Annotated in this window: 13 protein-coding genes and 1 tRNA gene; 13 read left to right on the top strand and 1 reads right to left on the bottom strand. The window is 65.2% G+C overall.

Features of this window, described 5'->3' with window-relative positions; translation table 11 throughout:
• The first annotated feature begins 15 nt into the window (after positions 1-15).
• The 9 genes from JFC13_RS15855 to guaD all read left to right on the top strand — a co-directional run bounded on the left by JFC13_RS15855 (position 16) and on the right by guaD (position 9367).
• Positions 16-567, top strand: coding sequence for a tRNA adenosine deaminase-associated protein (locus tag JFC13_RS15855; RefSeq protein ID WP_198398033.1), 552 nt, complete (start codon positions 16-18; stop codon positions 565-567).
• A 74-nt stretch (positions 568-641) separates the two neighbouring features.
• The gene (tadA, locus tag JFC13_RS15850) at positions 642-1106 is read left to right on the top strand and encodes a tRNA adenosine(34) deaminase TadA (RefSeq protein WP_198398032.1); all 465 of its coding nucleotides are present in this window, start codon (positions 642-644) and stop codon (positions 1104-1106) included.
• Between the two features lie 71 nt (positions 1107-1177).
• A tRNA-Ser gene (locus tag JFC13_RS15845) sits at positions 1178-1265 on the top strand.
• 73 nt (positions 1266-1338) lie between these two features.
• Positions 1339-1680, top strand: coding sequence for a hypothetical protein (locus tag JFC13_RS15840; RefSeq protein WP_198398031.1), 342 nt, complete (start codon positions 1339-1341; stop codon positions 1678-1680).
• Complete coding sequence (locus JFC13_RS15835) at positions 1673-3148, top strand: NCS2 family permease (protein WP_198398030.1); 1476 nt, start codon at positions 1673-1675, stop codon at positions 3146-3148. The genes JFC13_RS15840 and JFC13_RS15835 overlap by 8 nt, the downstream gene beginning before the upstream one ends.
• A 213-nt stretch (positions 3149-3361) precedes the next feature.
• Positions 3362-4828 carry a xanthine dehydrogenase small subunit gene (locus JFC13_RS15830; protein ID WP_198398029.1) on the top strand — a complete coding sequence of 489 codons (1467 nt, stop codon included), beginning with the start codon at positions 3362-3364 and terminating at the stop codon, positions 4826-4828.
• Positions 4825-7224 carry a xanthine dehydrogenase molybdopterin binding subunit gene (gene xdhB / locus JFC13_RS15825; protein WP_198398028.1) on the top strand — a complete coding sequence of 800 codons (2400 nt, stop codon included), beginning with the start codon at positions 4825-4827 and terminating at the stop codon, positions 7222-7224. Before JFC13_RS15830 ends, xdhB begins: the two co-directional genes overlap by 4 nt.
• Positions 7221-8018 carry a xanthine dehydrogenase accessory protein XdhC gene (gene xdhC, locus JFC13_RS15820; RefSeq protein ID WP_332839444.1) on the top strand — a complete coding sequence of 266 codons (798 nt, stop codon included), beginning with the start codon at positions 7221-7223 and terminating at the stop codon, positions 8016-8018. The genes xdhB and xdhC overlap by 4 nt, the downstream gene beginning before the upstream one ends.
• 41 nt (positions 8019-8059) lie before the next feature.
• The gene (gene guaD / locus JFC13_RS15815) at positions 8060-9367 is read left to right on the top strand and encodes a guanine deaminase (RefSeq protein WP_198398027.1); all 1308 of its coding nucleotides are present in this window, start codon (positions 8060-8062) and stop codon (positions 9365-9367) included.
• Here guaD and JFC13_RS15810 read toward each other — a convergent pair.
• Positions 9336-10955, bottom strand: coding sequence for a nucleobase:cation symporter-2 family protein (locus JFC13_RS15810; protein WP_198398026.1), 1620 nt, complete (start codon positions 10953-10955; stop codon positions 9336-9338). The two genes, guaD and JFC13_RS15810, sit on opposite strands and share 32 nt — an antisense overlap.
• A gap of 408 nt (positions 10956-11363) precedes the next feature.
• On the opposite strand from JFC13_RS15810, the gene JFC13_RS15805 reads away from it, so the two are divergent.
• The 4 genes from JFC13_RS15805 (at position 11364) to allB (ending at position 16623) form a co-directional block, all read left to right on the top strand.
• Positions 11364-12176 (top strand): hydroxypyruvate isomerase family protein, encoded by an 813-nt coding sequence (locus tag JFC13_RS15805; protein ID WP_198398025.1) that lies wholly within the window; start codon positions 11364-11366, stop codon positions 12174-12176.
• A 32-nt stretch (positions 12177-12208) separates the two neighbouring features.
• A complete protein-coding gene (locus tag JFC13_RS15800) occupies positions 12209-13132 on the top strand; it encodes a 2-hydroxy-3-oxopropionate reductase (protein ID WP_332839443.1) in 924 nt (307 codons plus the stop codon).
• Positions 13133-13290: 158 nt separating this feature from the next.
• Entirely contained in the window at positions 13291-15087 is a 1797-nt protein-coding gene (gcl, locus tag JFC13_RS15795) for a glyoxylate carboligase (RefSeq protein ID WP_198398023.1), read from the top strand.
• Positions 15088-15264: 177 nt separating this feature from the next.
• The gene (gene allB / locus JFC13_RS15790) at positions 15265-16623 is read left to right on the top strand and encodes an allantoinase AllB (RefSeq protein WP_198398022.1); all 1359 of its coding nucleotides are present in this window, start codon (positions 15265-15267) and stop codon (positions 16621-16623) included.
• Positions 16624-16683 lie beyond the last annotated feature (60 nt).

Raw genomic sequence — 16683 nt, 5'->3', positions numbered from 1 at the left:
AGTCACAATGGGACCATGTCCTACTTCACTGAGATCCTTGCCGAAACTAGCGATGGTTTTCGTGCGCTCGATGTCGATGTCCGGGATGCCTCAGATCTCGACAGCCTGGTTGAGATGATGCAGGCGGCCGGCTCGGAAGACGGCGAATCGGTCGCGGTCATCGAGCACGAGGACGAATGGTTCGGCCTCGTGCGAGTCTGCGAGAACAACGAGATCAAAGTCTTTCTGTCTGACCTGCGTGCCGTCGAGCTCAGCCCCTTCGCGGATATATTCGCCGACTTCCTCGATTCGCAGCCCGATGCCTATGAGGCCGAGCCGGAGGAGGAATTCGGTCTCGAAGAAGATGCGGTCGCCGAGACCGATGACGACGAGGATGAAGAGGTCGCGATGCTCGAGTTCGACATCGACGCCGAATGGGGCGGAGATGCCGAGATCTACGTCGACCGCGGAGTCCTGCCCGCCGACCTCATCGAGCAGGTGGAGAAGTACCGCTCGGACCCTGCCCGCGTCGTTGCCCATGTCGGTGAGACCGTCGGATTCGCCGATCAGCTCCAGGCCGCCCGCTGAGCTCACCGGAGGAGGCCTCGCCAGAGGAGAGTGCGGATCTCGGCTTCGGCGCCCACGCGCACTTCCAGGATTGGATGGCACTGGCCCTCGCCGAGGCGGCGCTGGCGAGTGCGCATGACGACGTTCCCGTCGGGGCCGTGGTGCTGAACGCTGATGGTGCGGTGATCGGGCGCGGTCACAACAGACGCGAAGTCGATCAGGATCCGCTCGGGCATGCCGAGCTCATGGCGCTGCGCAATGCCGCCGAGGCGACCGGACGATGGCGCCTCGATGACGCTACCCTTGTCGTCACTCTCGAACCCTGTGCGATGTGTGCAGGTGCTGTCGTCGGGTCCCGGGTTGCACGAGTCGTCTATGGTGCCTTCGATGAGAAGGCCGGTGCGGCCGGGTCTGTCTGGGATCTGCTGCGAGACCGCGCCGCGCTGCATCACCCAGAGGTCTACTCCGGAGTTGCAGCGACGAAGTGCCGGGATCTGCTCAGTGATTTCTTCGCCGCGAAACGGGGGAATCCTGCAAGCCGAAGCTCGCCGACCGAGTAAGGCAGCGCAGTGGCTCAGGTCACGCCCGCTCGATTTGGACGCCGCCTGGGGCTGACTGTAATGTTGTCCGCGGTGGCGTGTCCGAGCGGCCGAAGGTGCAACACTCGAAATGTTGTGTAGGGTAACCCCCTACCGTGGGTTCAAATCCCACCGCCACCGCGTTTTGCCTGAGCCGTGACATCGTTGGGAGACGGTGTCACTGCTCAGGCTTTTCTGTGCTCGAAGACGAGCGATGATCCTCATTCCTTCCCTCTGCGCCGACTGCGGTCGTGAGCCGCTGACCACCACCCCGATGGCGGGGGCAAGCGTGTGGTTTGCGATGATTGCGTGTGGTCGAGGCGGACGACTTGGCCATAGTCGGCAGCGTAATCAGAATGTGATCGTTGACACATTATGCAAAACAGACTTAACTGGTCAGTCGGAACGGAAGTGTCTTTCCATGATGCGAAAAGAAACTTCTGTTGTGGAAGCTCGTGTCCGTTTCTCTGCGCATGTTCAAGGCGCATGGTCGCCGACGATGATGTTGCCGACTGATCAAATCGAACAACTTGAGGTGGTCCATGAAAATGGCTGACAACGACCAACGGCGGGATACGAAGACCGCTGACAACAGCAGCGGGAGTCCCGGTCTGCTCGACAGATTCTTCGAAATCACATCACGCGGATCCTCGGTCAAACAGGAGATCCGCGGCGGCATCGTCGCCTTCTTTGCGATGGCCTACATCGTCGTCCTCAACCCGCTCATCCTGGGCGGTTCCCAGGATGTCGCGGGCGGGGCGCTCGACTTCGCCCAACTGACTGCTGTCACCGGCCTCGTCGCCGGCGTCATCACGATCCTCTTCGGCGTCGTCGCGAAGCTCCCCTTCGCACTCGCCGCAGGGCTGGGCATGAACAGCTTCCTGGCCGTCTCCGTGGTCCAGGAAGTCACCTGGGCCGAAGCCATGGGGCTCGTGGTCATCAACGGTGTCATCATCGTCGTCCTCGGAGCCACCGGCATCCGAACCGCGATCTTCAACGCCGTGCCTCACGCCCTGAAGGTCGCGATCACGGTCGGAATCGGCCTGTTCATCGCGTTCATCGGGTTCGTCAACTCCGGCTTCGTCACCCGCACCCCGGCCGGACCTCCCGTCCAGCTGGGTCAGGACGGGTCGATTGCATCGCTGCCGACGCTGGTGTTCGTCTTCGCTCTGATCCTCATCGGCATTCTCGTCGCACGTCAGGTTCCGGGCGGAATCCTCATCGGCATCATCGTGGCCACAATCGTCGCGATGGTCATCCAGGCCTTCGCGAAGCTGGGAACCGTGGGCGACCCGGTCAATCCGGACCCGGTGGGCTGGAACCTCGCCGCCCCCGAGATCCCCAGTCAGGTCGTCGCCTTGCCCGACTTCTCGCTCATCGGAGCCTTCGACCTGTTCGGGTCCTTCGAGCGAATCGGCGTCCTCGCTGCCACGATGCTCGTCTTTACCCTGGTGTTCACGAACTTCTTCGACGCCATGGGCACCATGACCGGCCTCGCCCGCAGCGCAGGGCTGCAGACCAAAGACGGAATGTTCCCCCGTATCCGCGGTGCATTCATCGTCGAGGGCATCGGCGCAGTTGCCGGTGGTGGAGCCTCCGCCTCGTCGAACACCGTTTTCGTCGACGCAGCGGCAGGTATCGCCGAAGGTGCTCGAACCGGATTCGCCGCCTGCATCACGGGTGCGCTGTTCCTGGTGTCGATGTTCTTCGCACCGCTCATCGGCGTCATCCCGATGGAAGCCGGAGCCGCCGCGCTCGTCGTCGTGGGCGCCATGATGGTCACGCAGATCCGCGAGATCGACATGAGCGACTTCCGCACCTCGCTGCCGGTGTTCCTGACCATGGTCACCATGCCGCTGACCTATTCGATCGCCAACGGAATCGGCGTCGGATTCATCTCGTGGGCCCTCATCCATGCGATGAGCAAACGCGGCCGGGACGTTCACTGGCTCCTTTGGGTCGTGTCCGCAGGATTCGTGCTGTACTTCGTTCGCGGGCCGATTTCAGCTATCTTGGGAGGATGACGTTTATGTCGGAGATCACAGCCTGGTCGAAAGGTCAGATCGCACACGGGTGCTGAGGACGATTGCGTCGTCGGCACAGCGGGTGTGACACCCGAGCCGCGACACCACGTTCTTCGCTGCTGTTCGCATGGATAACCAGAAGCTCGAAGAACGAAGCAATTGTTCCAACCATGCACTGCGCGCCGCAGAGATGAGGCGCAGGAGGTAAGTGCGATGTCTGCCCCGGCAACTCAACGTTCCACCGCCCAGGTTTCAGTGAACTCGACCGTTCACGAATTCGACGGGCCACCACACACAAATGCTTTGGACTTTCTCCGCGGAGCCGGTCTCACAGCAGCCAAGGAAGGCTGCGCCGAAGGCGAATGCGGGGCCTGCGCGATCATGGTCGCCCGCCCCGACGCCGATGGGACGACCCGTTGGACCTCGGTCAACTCGTGCCTGCTGCCGGCCGCGGCACTCGACGGCCAGGAAGTCATCACGGCCGAAGGCCTCGCCGACGCTGAGTCCGTCCACCCCGTCCAGGAAGAGCTGGCCGTGCGCGGCGGATCCCAATGCGGATACTGCACCCCCGGCTTCATCTGCTCCATGGCCGCCGAATACTACCGGCCAGAACGTGCCGAGGATGCCATCGCCGCCGACCACCACTGCGGCCCCAACGGCTTCGACATCCACTCCCTGTCCGGCAACCTCTGCCGCTGCACCGGCTACCGCCCCATCCGCGATGCCGCCTACGCTCTCGGCCAGCCCGAAGCCGGCGACACGATCGCACAGCGTCGGCAGAAGCCGGCACCCACCTCGGCGAGCACCGATATCCACCGAGCCGATACGGCCACGGGTGAACCAGGACGCTACCGTCGCCCGTCCACCCTCGCCGAGGCTCTCGACATCCTGGCCGCCGAACCCGAGACTCTCGTCGTCGCCGGCGCCACCGACTGGGGCGTCGAGGTCAACATCAAGGGAGCACGCGCCAAATCGATGCTCGCCATCGATCGTCTGCCCGAACTGCGCGGCATCCGCCGGACCGAGGACTACATCGAACTCGGTGCGGCTCACACCCTGAGCGAACTCGAACGCGAACTTGCCGGCTCGATCCCGCTGCTGGGCAAACTCATCCCGCAGTTCGCCTCCCGACTCATCCGCAACGCCGCCACCATCGGCGGAAACCTCGGCACGGGCTCACCCATCGGCGACGCCCCACCGGCACTCCTGGCCCTGGAGGCACAGCTCGTGCTCACCTCGTTGCAGGGCTCACGCGTTGTGGACCTGGCCGAGTACTTCACCGGCTACCGGCAGACCGTCCGTGCTGCCGGGGAACTCATCACCGCGATCCGCATTCCGCTGCCGCTGGCACCCATGACCTCGTTCCAGAAGATCGCGAAGCGCCGCTTCGACGATATTTCCTCGGTCGCGATCGGCTACGCCGTGAGTGTCGAGGACGGGGTCGTGGCCAAGGCCCGGATCGGACTGGGCGGCGTCGCGGCCACACCGCTGCGCGCCGACGCTACCGAGGCTCTGCTGGAAGGTTCGGCCTGGACGCTTGAGACCGTGCACGGCGCCGCAGAGACCCTCGCCGCCGAGGGCACCCCGATGGATGATCACCGGGCGAGTGCGAAGTACCGGACCGCGATGCTGCGGTCCTCGTTGGAACGTTTCTATGCCGAACAGGAGGCAGGACGATGAGCCAGCTCTCACAGCGCCCCACCGACCCCATCGTCGGTGAGAGTCACCACCACGAAAGCGCCTTCGGTCACGTCACCGGAGCGGCCCTCTACACCGATGACCTCGTGGGACGCCTCGCCGGAGTCCTCCACGCCTACCCGGTGCAGTCCACTCAGGCACACGCCAAGCTGAATTCCGTCGACATCGCGCCCGCCTACGAGGTGCCCGGAGTCGTCCGCGTGATCACGGCAGCAGACATTCCCGGCGTCAACGACCAGGGCGTCAAACACGACGAGCCGATGCTGCCCGTCGACGAGGTCATGTTCTTCGGCCAGCCCATCGTCTGGGTCCTGGGCAACGATCTCGAAGCGGCGAAGGCCGGGGCCGCAGCCGTGGCCGTCGACTACGAACCGCTGCCCTCTCTGGTCAGCGTCAGGGATGCGATCGAAGCGGAGAGCTTCCACGGCATCCAGCCCGTCATCGACAAGGGCGACGCCACCGGAGCCTTCGCCGATGCCGCGCACGTGTTCGAAGGCGAATTCGAGTTCGCCGGCCAGGAGCACTTCTACCTGGAGACCCAGGCCTCGCTGGCTCAGATCGACGAGAGCGGGCAGATCTTCGTCCAGTGCTCGACGCAGCATCCCACCGAGACACAGGACATCGTCTCCCACGTCCTCGGAGTCCCCGCCCACGAGGTGACCGTGCAGTGCCTGCGCATGGGCGGCGGCTTCGGCGGCAAGGAGATGCAGCCCCACGGGTACGCGGCTCTTGCAGCCCTCGGTGCGAAGCTCACCGGTCGCCCGGTGCGCCTGCGGCTCAACCGGACGCTGGACATCACGATGACCGGCAAGCGCCACGGCTTCCACTCGTCCTGGAAGATCGGCTTCACCGCCGAGGGCAAGATCCTTGCCCTCGACGCCACGCTGACCGCCGACGGCGGGTGGAGCCTCGACCTGTCCGAGCCCGTGCTGACCAGGGCCATGTGCCACATCGACAACGCCTACTGGGTGCCCAATATCCGGGTGTCCGGTCGCATTGCGAAGTGCAACAAGACCTCGCAGACCGCCTTCCGCGGGTTCGGCGGACCCCAGGGCATGCTGGTGATGGAGGACATCCTCGGCCGGGTCGCCCCGAAGCTGGGCCTGACAGCCCGTGAGCTGCGCCGCCGCAACTTCTACACCGCCGGCCAGGACACACCGTACTACCAGCCCGTGCGTCATCCCGAGAGGATGGAGGCGGCCTGGGACCAGGTCGTGTCCACCGCCGAAGTGGAGGCCAGGGAAGCCGAGATCGAGCAGTTCAACGCGGGCAGCGAGAACGTCAAACGCGCGATCGCGCTGACACCGGTGAAGTTCGGGATCTCGTTCAACCTCACGGCCTTCAACCAAGGCGGGGCCCTCGTGCTCGTGTACAAGGACGGGTCCGTCCTCGTCACCCACGGCGGCACCGAGATGGGCCAGGGCCTGCACATGAAGATGCTGCAGGTCGCGGCCACGACCTTGGGTGTTCCTCTGTCCACGGTGCGGCTTGCGCCCACGCGCACGGATAAGGTCCCCAACACCTCGGCGACGGCGGCGAGCTCCGGCACCGACCTCAACGGTGGTGCGGTCAAGGACGCCTGCGAACAGATTCTGGGCCGGCTGACACAGGTGGCCGCCGGGATCCTCGGCGCACCCGCCCACGAGGTCAGCGTCACCCGCGGCATCGTCAGCGCGCTGTCATCGAAGAAGACCATCACCTGGGAAGAGCTCATCAACGCCGCCTACTTCCAGCGGATCCAGCTCTCGGCCTCAGGGTTCTACCGGACCGAGGGACTGCACTGGGACCTGTCGATCATGACCGGCGAACCCTTCAAATACTTCGCCTACGGTGTTGCGGCGAGCGAGGTCGAGGTCAACCGCTTCGACGGTTCCTACACACTGCGTCGCGTCGACATCGTCCATGATGTCGGCGATTCGCTCTCACCGCTGATCGACCTCGGCCAGATCGAGGGCGGATTCGTCCAGGGCGCCGGATGGCTGACCCTGGAAGACCTGCGGTGGGACGAATCAGACAAGCCCAGCCGCGGTCGCCTGGCGACCCAGGCTGCGAGCACGTACAAGATCCCCAGCTTCTCCGAGGCCCCGGAGGTATTCAACGTCTCGCTGCTGGACAAGGCGCACGAAGAGGGCGCCGTCTACGGTTCCAAAGCTGTGGGCGAACCCCCGCTCATGCTCGCCTTCTCGGTCCGGGAAGCCCTGCGGGATGCCGTGGCCGCCTTCGGTGCCCAGCCCGAGCCTGGGGGCTTGGGGCCATCTGTCGAGCTCGCGTCACCGGCGACACCCGAAGCCGTGTTCTGGGCCATCGAATCGGTGCGCTCACCAGCCATGACGGTTCCGGCACCGACGGCAGCCGAAGGCCTCAGTGTCCCATCATGACGTGGATGGAGACAGCGGCCGAGCTTCGGAAGTCTCGGGTGCCGGCCGTCCTCGTCACTCTCGCCTCGGTTCGCGGGCACGCCCCACGTGAGGCCGGAGCGAAGCTGATCGTCACTGCCGATGACCTGCATGGGACCATCGGCGGCGGCAATCTGGAGATGACGGTCGTCACCCGCGCCCGCGAGATCCTCGCGTCCGGGACGGAGCAGACCAGGGCCGAACCCGAGATGTTCACGCTGCGGCTCAACGACAAGGCACCGGCCAAATACGGACGCCAATGCTGCGGGGGAGAGGTCAGCGTTCTGCTCGAACCGCTGCCCGTGCCCGCCGCGGTGGCGATCTTCGGGATCGGCAACATCGGACTCGAACTGACCCGTATCCTGGCCCGCCACGACATCGAGGTCCACGTCAGCGACTCCCGTCCCGAGCACCTCGAGGAGCTCGACCGACTGGAACCGCCTGTGGCCCAGATCCATCGCGAGTTCGCCGTCGTCGGCGAAGAGGTGCTCGTCGGGCTGCCCGCGGGCACCCATGTGCTCATCATGACCCACGACCACGCCGAGGATCTTCACCTCTGCGATGCCGTGCTGACCCGCGGTGACCTCGGCTCCATCGGGCTCATCGGCTCGAGCGCCAAATGGCAGCGGTTTCGGAAGAACCTCATCGCCGAAGGCCACACGCCCGAGGTCGTCGACACCATCGACTGCCCCATCGGCCTGCCCGACCTGCCCGGCAAGCAGCCGGCGACGATCGCTCTCAGCGTCGCCGCCGACCTGCTGGGCCGCATGGGCTGAACCACTGACCTCATCATTCTTCACCTGCAAGGAGCACCACCATGTTCATCTGCCGCGCCCGTGTCTTCGACACACCGATCAGCCCCTTCGCCGGGGGCACCCTGCGCTCCGACTCGGACGTCGCTCTCGTCGTCGATGACGGACTGATCATCGCCCGCACCGACTATGAGAGTGCGGTCGCGGACCATCCCGACGCCGAGGTGGTCGACCTCCGCGCCGGCGTCCTCATCCCCGGCCTCATCGACACCCACGTCCACTACCCGCAGGTCCGCGCCATCGGCTACCTCGGCAAGCCGCTGCTCGAGTGGCTCGACCACTGTGCCCTGCCCGAAGAGGAGAAACTCGGTGACGAGGCCTATGCCGCAGTCGTGGCCGGCGAGTTCCTCACCGGGCTGACCTCGGCGGGGACCACCTCGGCGATGGTCTTCGGTTCGCACTTCGCCACCGCGATGGACACCTTCTTCACCCAGGCCGCCGAGGTGGGTCTGCGGATCACATCGGGACTGGTCACGAGTGACAAGATGCTCCCAGAACCGCTGCTGACGAGCGTGGAGAGATCCGTGTCCGAGAGCCAGGGCCTCATCGATCGCTGGCATGGGAAGGGTCATCTCCGGTATGCGGTGACCCCGCGCTTCTCCTTCTCGGCGGGTCAGGAGCTGTTGGCTGCCGGCGGCCGGCTGGTGGCGGACAACCCGGGCATCTGGGTGACTTCTCATCTCAACGAGAACCGCGACGAGATCGCCGGTGTCGCCGAGATGTTCCCCGAAGCGCTCGACTACCTCGACACCTACGATCGGGCAGGACTGCTGGGCCGGCAGACGGTCCTGGCCCACAACGTCCACCCGAGCGATCGCGAACTGGCACGGATGGCAGAAGTGGGGGCCGCCTCGGCGCACTGTCCGACCTCGAACTCGAATCTGGCCAGCGGCTTCTTCCCGCTGCGCCGACACATCGAAGCCGGGGTCCGTGTGGCACTCGGCTCCGACGTCGGTGCGGGCACGGGCTTCTCCCTGCTCAAGGAGGGCGTCCAGGCCTACTTCATGCAGCAGCTGGACCCGTCCGGCGGACTGCCGCTGAGCTCTGCACACCTTCTGCACCTGGCAACGGCAGCCGGCGCCGAGGCCCTGGAACTGTCAGATCAGGTCGGGGACCTGTCCGTGGGCAAGCGCTTCGACGCCGCCTACATCCGGCCGAGCGCTGGCGAGCCCTTGGCTGTGGGGCTGGAGCACGCCAGCAGCGATGACGATGCCTTGGCGAAGATCTTCGCCATGGGGACTCCGGCCGACATCGCCCAGGTGTGGGTCGACGGCCAGCTCGTCAAGGGCGGCGATTCTCCGACTCCTCGCTGATGACCTGCTTGACGCTTGCGGTGTCGACGATGTCCCCGCAGTCGATCGCCGCCTGCACCTCCTCGGCCTTCTCATCGGGGATGAGAGGGATCTCCTCCCCGTCGCAGTCGACGAACCTCCCGTCGATGAACTTGTCGCCTTCGCGCAGATCCTTGAGGTTCGACGGAGTGAGGAAGCGGGCAGGTTTCGCGCTGTAGACCGAGGGGTTCTTCGAGTTACCGAAGCGCAGCTCGTTGAACAGCAGGTTGAGCAGGACGGCCATGATCGCTGCGGAGGAGATGCCCGAGTGGAAGATCGTCTGGACCCAGGACGGGAACTGCTCGTAGAAGTCCGGCTTGACCACCGGGATGAGTGCGAAGGCCAGTGAGGCGGAGACAATGATCAGGTTCATGTTCCCCTCGAACTTCACCTCTTTGAGGTTGCGGATGCCTGAACCGGAGACGGTTCCGAAGAGGATGAACCCGGCACCGCCGAGGACGGGCATCGGCACGGCCGCAACGACCTGACCGAGCACAGGCATGAGTCCGAGGAGGATGAGGATGACGCCACCCGCGGAAACGACGAAGCGGGATCGTACACCGGTGAGTGCGACGAGGCCCACGTTCTGAGCGAAGGCGGACTGGGTGAAGGAACCGAAGAACGGGGCGATGACCGAGGAGAGCATGTCGGCGCGCAGGCCGTTGGCCACGCGCTTCGAGTCGACCGGAGTGTTGATGATCTCACCGACGGCCAGGACATCGGCCGCCGTCTCGGTCTTGATGACGAGGATGACGATGAGCATCGAGCCGATCGCCGCGAGATCGAAGCTCGGAGCGCCGAATGGCAGCAGACCCGGGATCGCGATGGGAGCGCCGTCACCGACCTCGGAGAAATCCGTCATGCCCATCGCGGCTCCGACGCCGGTGCCGATGGCGAGTCCCAGCAGAATCGACAGTCGTGAGATCGTGGCGGAGCCGACCTTGCTCAGCAGAAGGATCACGGCGAAGGTGATGAAGGCCAGAGCGACGTTCTGCACGGAGCCGTAGTCGGCGGCGGCCTCGTCGCCGCCCATGGCCCAATTGCCTGCCGTCGGGATGAGTGTGAGGCCGATGGCGGTGATCACCACCCCGGTGACCACAGGTGGAAAGAAACGGATGATCCGGGCGAAGAACGGGGCGACGACGAAGCCGATGACGCTGGCGACGATGACCGCTCCGAAGATGTCGCCGAGGCTGCCGCCGCCGGAGAGGATAGAGAGCATGGTCGCCACTCCGGCGAAGGAGACGCCCTGGATCAGCGGCAGGCGTGATCCGACGAGGGGCAGGCCGATGCTCTGGATCAGAGTGGCGATCCCGCCGACGAAGAGGCTGGCTGTCACGAGGGCAACGAGCTGGCCGCCGTCGACCCCAGCCGCCTTGCCGATGATGAGCGGCACGGCGATGATGCCGCCGTACATGGTGAGGACATGCTGGAGCCCGTAGGCGAAGAGCTTGGGCACCGGCAGCCACGCGTCCTCTGGTCTCTGTGAGCCGGGTGGGAATGATGGAGGTGTCTTTGCAGCGGCAGTCGTACCCGCGACCGTGCGGGCAGACTTCGAATTCTCGGTCATATCTGAACCTTCCGAAGCGAGGATCTCGGCCCGCCGGACAGATGCCTGTGTGGTTCCAACGCCTGTGTGGACCCAGCGGCCGTGTGATTCCGGAGCAAGCCTTACTACTCTTCCGTATCGTGGACTTCATTTTCCAAAAAATGTGATCCTCACTACGTTCTTCCTCTTTTCGGGCGTTGTCAAGCGGCGGGTGCGTCGATCCTGCTCCAGTGTTCGAGGTCGAGTGGGATCGTGTGCCAAAGATGCGCGACGTGCGCCCGGTGCGTGGCTGTTTTCTGTGGATTCCCCCTTGCTGGGTTGACGCCCCCTCGTCCGCGTGCTTATGCTGGATTTCATCAACCGGAAAGACACTTCCATAATACGGAAAAGAAATCCGCTCAGATTCACAGAGACTCGAAGGAGAATCCCGTGACGACATTCGATTTCACCAATGCCGACAGCTACATCCTCAACTGCTCCACCCTGCTCACCGAGCTGCCCGTGATGGAGCGCGCCCAGGCCGCCAAGGACGCCGGCTTCAGCCAGGTCGAATTCTGGTGGCCCTTCGACGGCAACCCCACACCCACATCGGCGGAGGTCGATGAGTTCATCGCTTCGCTGGACAGTGCCGGTGTCGAACTCAAGGGCTTGAACTTCTGGGCCGGAAACATGGCCGGAGGCGACCGCGGTATGGTCTCGATCAAGGGTGCCGAGACCGACTTCGCCAAGAACGTCGAGATCGCCGTGCAGATCGGCCGCCGCACCGGCTGCCGGGCCTTCAACGCCCTCTACGGCCTGCGCACCGAAGGGCAGACCCCCGAAGAGCAGGACGAAGTCGCCATCGAAAACCTCAAACTCGCATCCGACGCCGTCGCGGCCATCGAAGGCACCGTGCTCGTCGAGCCGGTCTCCGGAGCCGAGGACTACCCGCTCAAGCGCGCATCCGACGCCGCGAAGGTGGTCGAGAAGGTCCGCGCGCAGGGTGTGAACAACATCGCCGTCCTCGCTGACTTCTTCCACATGTCGATCAACGGCGACGACGTCGCCGCAGTCATCGAGGCCGACGCCGCGAAGTTCGGCCATATCCAGATCGCCGATGCCGCCGGTCGTGGAGCACCCGGAACGGGTGAACTGCCGTTGCAGGACTGGATCAACCGCTCCTACGAACTCGGCTACACCGGAGCCGTCGCACTCGAATACAAGCAGGACCGCGCCACTGCCTTCGAGTGGCTCGCCAACTGACCTCGTCCCGCTTCCGCCCGCGCTGAGAACAGATGCAGCGCCCCGCATACCAAGAGAAGGACTCGAACATGAGCAAGACAATCGCATTCATCGGTCTGGGCATCATGGGCCTGCCCATGGCTAAGAACCTCGTCAGCGCCGGCTTCGCCGTCCGCGGCTACAACCGCTCACCGGAAAAGGCCGCCGCACTCGCGAAGGCCGGTGGTCATGCTGCCGGCTCCGTCGCCGAGGCGGTCGACGGTGCCGACGTCATCATCACCATGGTCCCGGACTCCCCGGACGTGGAAGCCGTTCTGACCGGCGACGACGGCATTCTCGCGCACGCCAAGGCCGGCGCCTACTGGATCGACAACTCGACGATTCGCCCCGATGTCGCCAAGAGCCTCTCCGCACAGGCCGTCGAGAAGGGTCTCAAGCCCCTCGACGCCCCTGTCTCCGGGGGTGAGGCCGGAGCGATCAACGGTGCCCTGTCGATCATGGTCGGCGGCGAACAGGCCGACTTCGACGCCGTGTCCGACGTCTTCGACGCGGTCGGAAAGACCATCGTCCTCGTCGGACCCTCGGGCTCAGGACAGACGGTCAAGGCCGCGAACCAGCTCATCGTTGCCGGCAACATCGAACTGCTCGCCGAAGCCGTCGTCTTCCTCGAGGCCTACGGTGTCGAGACCGGGTCGGCCCTGCAGGTGCTCGGCGGGGGACTGGCCGGCTCCAAGGTCCTTGATCAGAAGGGGCAGAAGATGCTCGACCGCTCCTTCGACCCCGGCTTCCGGCTCGAGCTCCACCACAAAGACATGGGCATCGTCACCGCCGCCGCTCGGGAAGCCGGCGTCGCGATTCCGCTCGGATCGGCCGTCGCGCAGCTCGTCGCCTCGACTGTCCAGCAGGGCAACGGGGGACTGGACCACTCGGGTCTGTTCACCGTCGTCGAACAGCTCTCCGGCAAGAACCGGGACTGAGTTGCCACATTCAGGGCGGGGCCATCGGCTTAACGACACTGACGGCCTCGTCCCACCACGAACCGAGCCGGCGACACCGTCGTCGCCGGCTCACTGAACCACCGGCCCGCCGGGCCACCGGCTCACTGACATCGACTCACTGATGCGAAGGAAGAACAATGACACGTATGCGCGCAGTTGACGCGGCGGTGCTCATCCTCGAAAAGGAAGGCGCCACGCAGACATTCGGCCTGCCGGGAGCGGCGATCAACCCGCTGTACTCAGCGATGAAGGCACACGGAGGCATCCAGCACACATTGGCCCGCCACGTCGAAGGTGCCTCACACATGGCTGACGGCTACACCCGTGCGGCGGCCGGGAACATCGGCGTCTGCCTCGGCACCTCCGGTCCGGCCGGGACCGACATGATCACCGGGCTCTACGCCGCCGCCGCGGATTCGCAGCCGATCCTGTGCATCACCGGCCAGGCTCCCGTCGCAGTCCTCGACAAGGAGGACTTCCAGGCCGTGGACATCGCATCGATCGCGAAGCCCGTGACGAAGATGGCCAAGACCGTGCTCGAGGCCGGGCAGGTCCCGGGAGTCTTCCAGTCGGCCTTCCAGCTCATGCGCTCGGCTCGCCCGGGCCCGGTCCTCATCGACCTGCCGATCGACGTCCAGCAGACGGAGATCGACTTCGACATCGACACCTACGAACCTCTGGAGCCCTCGAAGCCGGCCGCCACCTCGGCGCAGGCGGAGAAGGTCCTCGACCTCATCGCCGCGGCGAAGCACCCGCTCATCATCGCCGGCGGCGGCATCCTCAATGCCGATGCCGCCGACAAGCTCGTCGAGTTCGCCGAGCTGACCTCGATCCCGGTCTCACCGACGCTGATGGGATGGGGCACGATTCCCGACAGCCATCCGCTGCAAGCAGGCATGGTCGGCATCCAGACACATGTCCGCTACGGCAACGCCTCCTTCCTGGAGTCCGATCTGGTCATCGGCATCGGCAACCGCTGGGCCAACCGGCACACGGGTGACCTCGGTGTCTACCGCAACGGCCGGAAGTTCGTCCACATCGACATCGAGCCCACACAGATCGGCCGCGTGTTCTCGCCCGACTACGGTGTGGTCTCCGACGCCGGTGCCGCGCTCGACGCGCTGCTGTCCGCGGCACGGGGTCGGACTGAAGCTGCGAGCCTGCCGGACTTCACCGGCTGGGCCGGCGAATGCACGAACCGCAAGAGCACCGAACACCGCAAGACCAACTACACGGACATGCCGATCAAGCCGCAGCGTGTCTACCAGGAGATGAACGCGGCCTTCAGCGAAGACGTGACGTATGTGTCGACGATCGGCCTGAGCCAGATCGCCGGCGCGCAGATGCTCCACGTCTACAGGCCTCGGCACTGGATCAATGCAGGTCAGGCCGGTCCGCTGGGATGGACCGGGCCCGCCGCACTGGGAGTCGCGAAGGCCAAGCCGGACGAGACCGTCGTCGCGCTGTCCGGCGACTACGATTTCCAGTTCATGATCGAGGAACTGGCCGTCGGCGCGCAGCACAAGATTCCGTATCTTCACGTCGTCGTGAACAACTCATACCTGGGGCTGATCCGGCAGTCGCAGCGTGGTTTCGAGATGGACTACGAAGTGTCGCTGGCCTTCGACAACATCAACTCCTCGGGCGGATCAGCCGGCTACGGCGTCGACCATGTGGCCGTCGCTCAGGGCCTGGGCTGCAAGGCGCTGCGCGTCGAAGATCCCGAGCTCATCGGTGAGGGACTGCGAGTGGCGAAGGAGCTCATGGATGAACACCAGGTTCCCGTCGTCGTCGAGGTCATCCTCGAACGCATCACCAACATCTCGATGGGCGCCGCGCTGGACAACATCAACGAGTTCGACGTCCTCGCTCAGACTCCGGCCGACGCTCCCACGGCGCTGACGCCGATGAGCGAATTCGCCGAGGCGAAGTAAACTGACCTCGACTCGATCAGAATTGGTATACCATGACCCCGAGGGAGTGCGCAGTACGACTGCGGCTCCCTCGGGGACTTGTCTGACATACCCGGCGAAATTCGCCGGAGCGCAGGCCCCGGCATTGACGCCGAGGCGAATTGCCCGGCCGCACCGCCGGGTGGATGAGGAGGATGTATGAACGCCGGAACAGAGGACTACGATCTGGTCATCCGAGCGCAGCGGGCGCTTCTGCCCGAGGGCGTGCAGGCGGCCGAGATCGGTGTGCGCAAGGGCCGGATCGTCGAGATCACGACAGCGGGATCGAAGCTCAGCGGTGCCGCCTCGGCGACTGCGAAGGTCGTCGAAGTCGGCGAAAGCCAGGTGCTGCTGCCGGGCCTCGTCGATTCGCACGTGCACGTCAATGACCCCGGCCGCAGCGAATGGGAGGGCTTCGCCAGCGCCACCCGCGCCGCAGCCGCCGGCGGCGTGACGACGATCGTCGACATGCCGCTGAACTCTCTGCCGCCGACGGTCAACGTCGAATCACTCGACATCAAGCGCGAGGTCGCGGCGTCCAAGGCATTCATCGACGTGGGCTTCTGGGGTGGGGCGATCCCCGGCAATACCGGTGACCTCAAGCCCCTCTTCGACGCCGGCGTCTACGGTTTCAAGTGCTTCCTCGAAGACTCAGGGGTCGATGAGTTTCCACCGCTGGAGCCCGAAGAGCTGCGCGCCGACTTGGCGGAACTCGCGAAGTACGACGGCCTGCTCATCGTCCACGCCGAGGACCACTCGGTCATGGCCGAAGCCCCGAAGAACTCAGGGCGCAAGTTCAGCGACTTCCTCGCCTCCCGCCCGCGTGAGGCCGAGAACGTCGCGATCGCCCGCGTCATCGAGGCGGCACGGGAGACCGGGGCTCGCGCCCACATCCTGCACCTGTCATCGGCCGACGCGCTGCCACAGATCGCGGAGGCCAAGGCCGAGGGTGTGAAGCTCACGGTCGAGACCTGCCCCCACTACCTCGTGTTCACCTCCGAGGAGATCCCGGACGGCGCCACCACACACAAATGCTGCCCACCGATCCGCGAGGAATCCAACCGGGAAGCCCTGTGGCAGGGACTCGTCGACGGCACGATCGACTGCATCGTCTCCGACCACTCGCCCTCGACAGCTGAGCTCAAACTCCTCGACACCGGCGACTTCGGTGCGGCCTGGGGCGGAATCTCCTCCCTGCAGCTGGGCCTCTCGCTCGTGTGGACCGAGGCCGCAAAGCGCGGAATCGACCTCGCTGAGGTGGTTGCCTGGATGTCCAGTGCCCCCGCGTCCGTCGCCGGAGTGAAGAACAAGGGCGCTATCGCACTCGGCAACGACGCGGACTTCGCAGTCTTCGCCCCCGACGAGGAGTGGACTGTTCACGCCACAGAGCTCTACCACCGCAACCAGATCAGCGCCTACGACACGCGTGCCGTCCGCGGCGCCGTCAAGCAGACGATCCTCCGCGGCGCACCCGTGGACTACGACGAGCCCCAGGGCCGCCTCCTCCGCGCCCGCTGACCTTCCCCCAACAACTACCTGACGGCGGCCCAGCAACCTTGCGCAAGGTTGCTGGGCCGC

Origin of the sequence: Brevibacterium antiquum (assembly GCF_016107655.1) — a bacterium.
Classification (GTDB): Bacteria; Actinomycetota; Actinomycetes; order Actinomycetales; family Brevibacteriaceae; genus Brevibacterium; species Brevibacterium antiquum.
Note: the sequence above shows the minus strand (reverse complement) of the source record. Positions and strands in the feature narration are given on the sequence as shown.

What these genes read in the sequence shown, in the direction of transcription:
- JFC13_RS15810 (WP_198398026.1), bottom strand. Translation starts at nt 10,955, where the DNA reads ATGACCGAGAATTCGAAGTCTGCCCGCACGGTCGCGGGTACGACTGCC.
- JFC13_RS15830 (WP_198398029.1), top strand. Translation starts at nt 3,362, where the DNA reads ATGTCTGCCCCGGCAACTCAACGTTCCACCGCCCAGGTTTCAGTGAAC.
- tadA (WP_198398032.1), top strand. Translation starts at nt 642, where the DNA reads ATGGCACTGGCCCTCGCCGAGGCGGCGCTGGCGAGTGCGCATGACGAC.
- gcl (WP_198398023.1), top strand. Translation starts at nt 13,291, where the DNA reads ATGACACGTATGCGCGCAGTTGACGCGGCGGTGCTCATCCTCGAAAAG.
- guaD (WP_198398027.1), top strand. Translation starts at nt 8,060, where the DNA reads ATGTTCATCTGCCGCGCCCGTGTCTTCGACACACCGATCAGCCCCTTC.
- xdhB (WP_198398028.1), top strand. Translation starts at nt 4,825, where the DNA reads ATGAGCCAGCTCTCACAGCGCCCCACCGACCCCATCGTCGGTGAGAGT.
- allB (WP_198398022.1), top strand. Translation starts at nt 15,265, where the DNA reads ATGAACGCCGGAACAGAGGACTACGATCTGGTCATCCGAGCGCAGCGG.
- JFC13_RS15855 (WP_198398033.1), top strand. Translation starts at nt 16, where the DNA reads ATGTCCTACTTCACTGAGATCCTTGCCGAAACTAGCGATGGTTTTCGT.
- JFC13_RS15800 (WP_332839443.1), top strand. Translation starts at nt 12,209, where the DNA reads ATGCAGCGCCCCGCATACCAAGAGAAGGACTCGAACATGAGCAAGACA.
- xdhC (WP_332839444.1), top strand. Translation starts at nt 7,221, where the DNA reads ATGACGTGGATGGAGACAGCGGCCGAGCTTCGGAAGTCTCGGGTGCCG.
- JFC13_RS15840 (WP_198398031.1), top strand. Translation starts at nt 1,339, where the DNA reads ATGATCCTCATTCCTTCCCTCTGCGCCGACTGCGGTCGTGAGCCGCTG.
- JFC13_RS15835 (WP_198398030.1), top strand. Translation starts at nt 1,673, where the DNA reads ATGGCTGACAACGACCAACGGCGGGATACGAAGACCGCTGACAACAGC.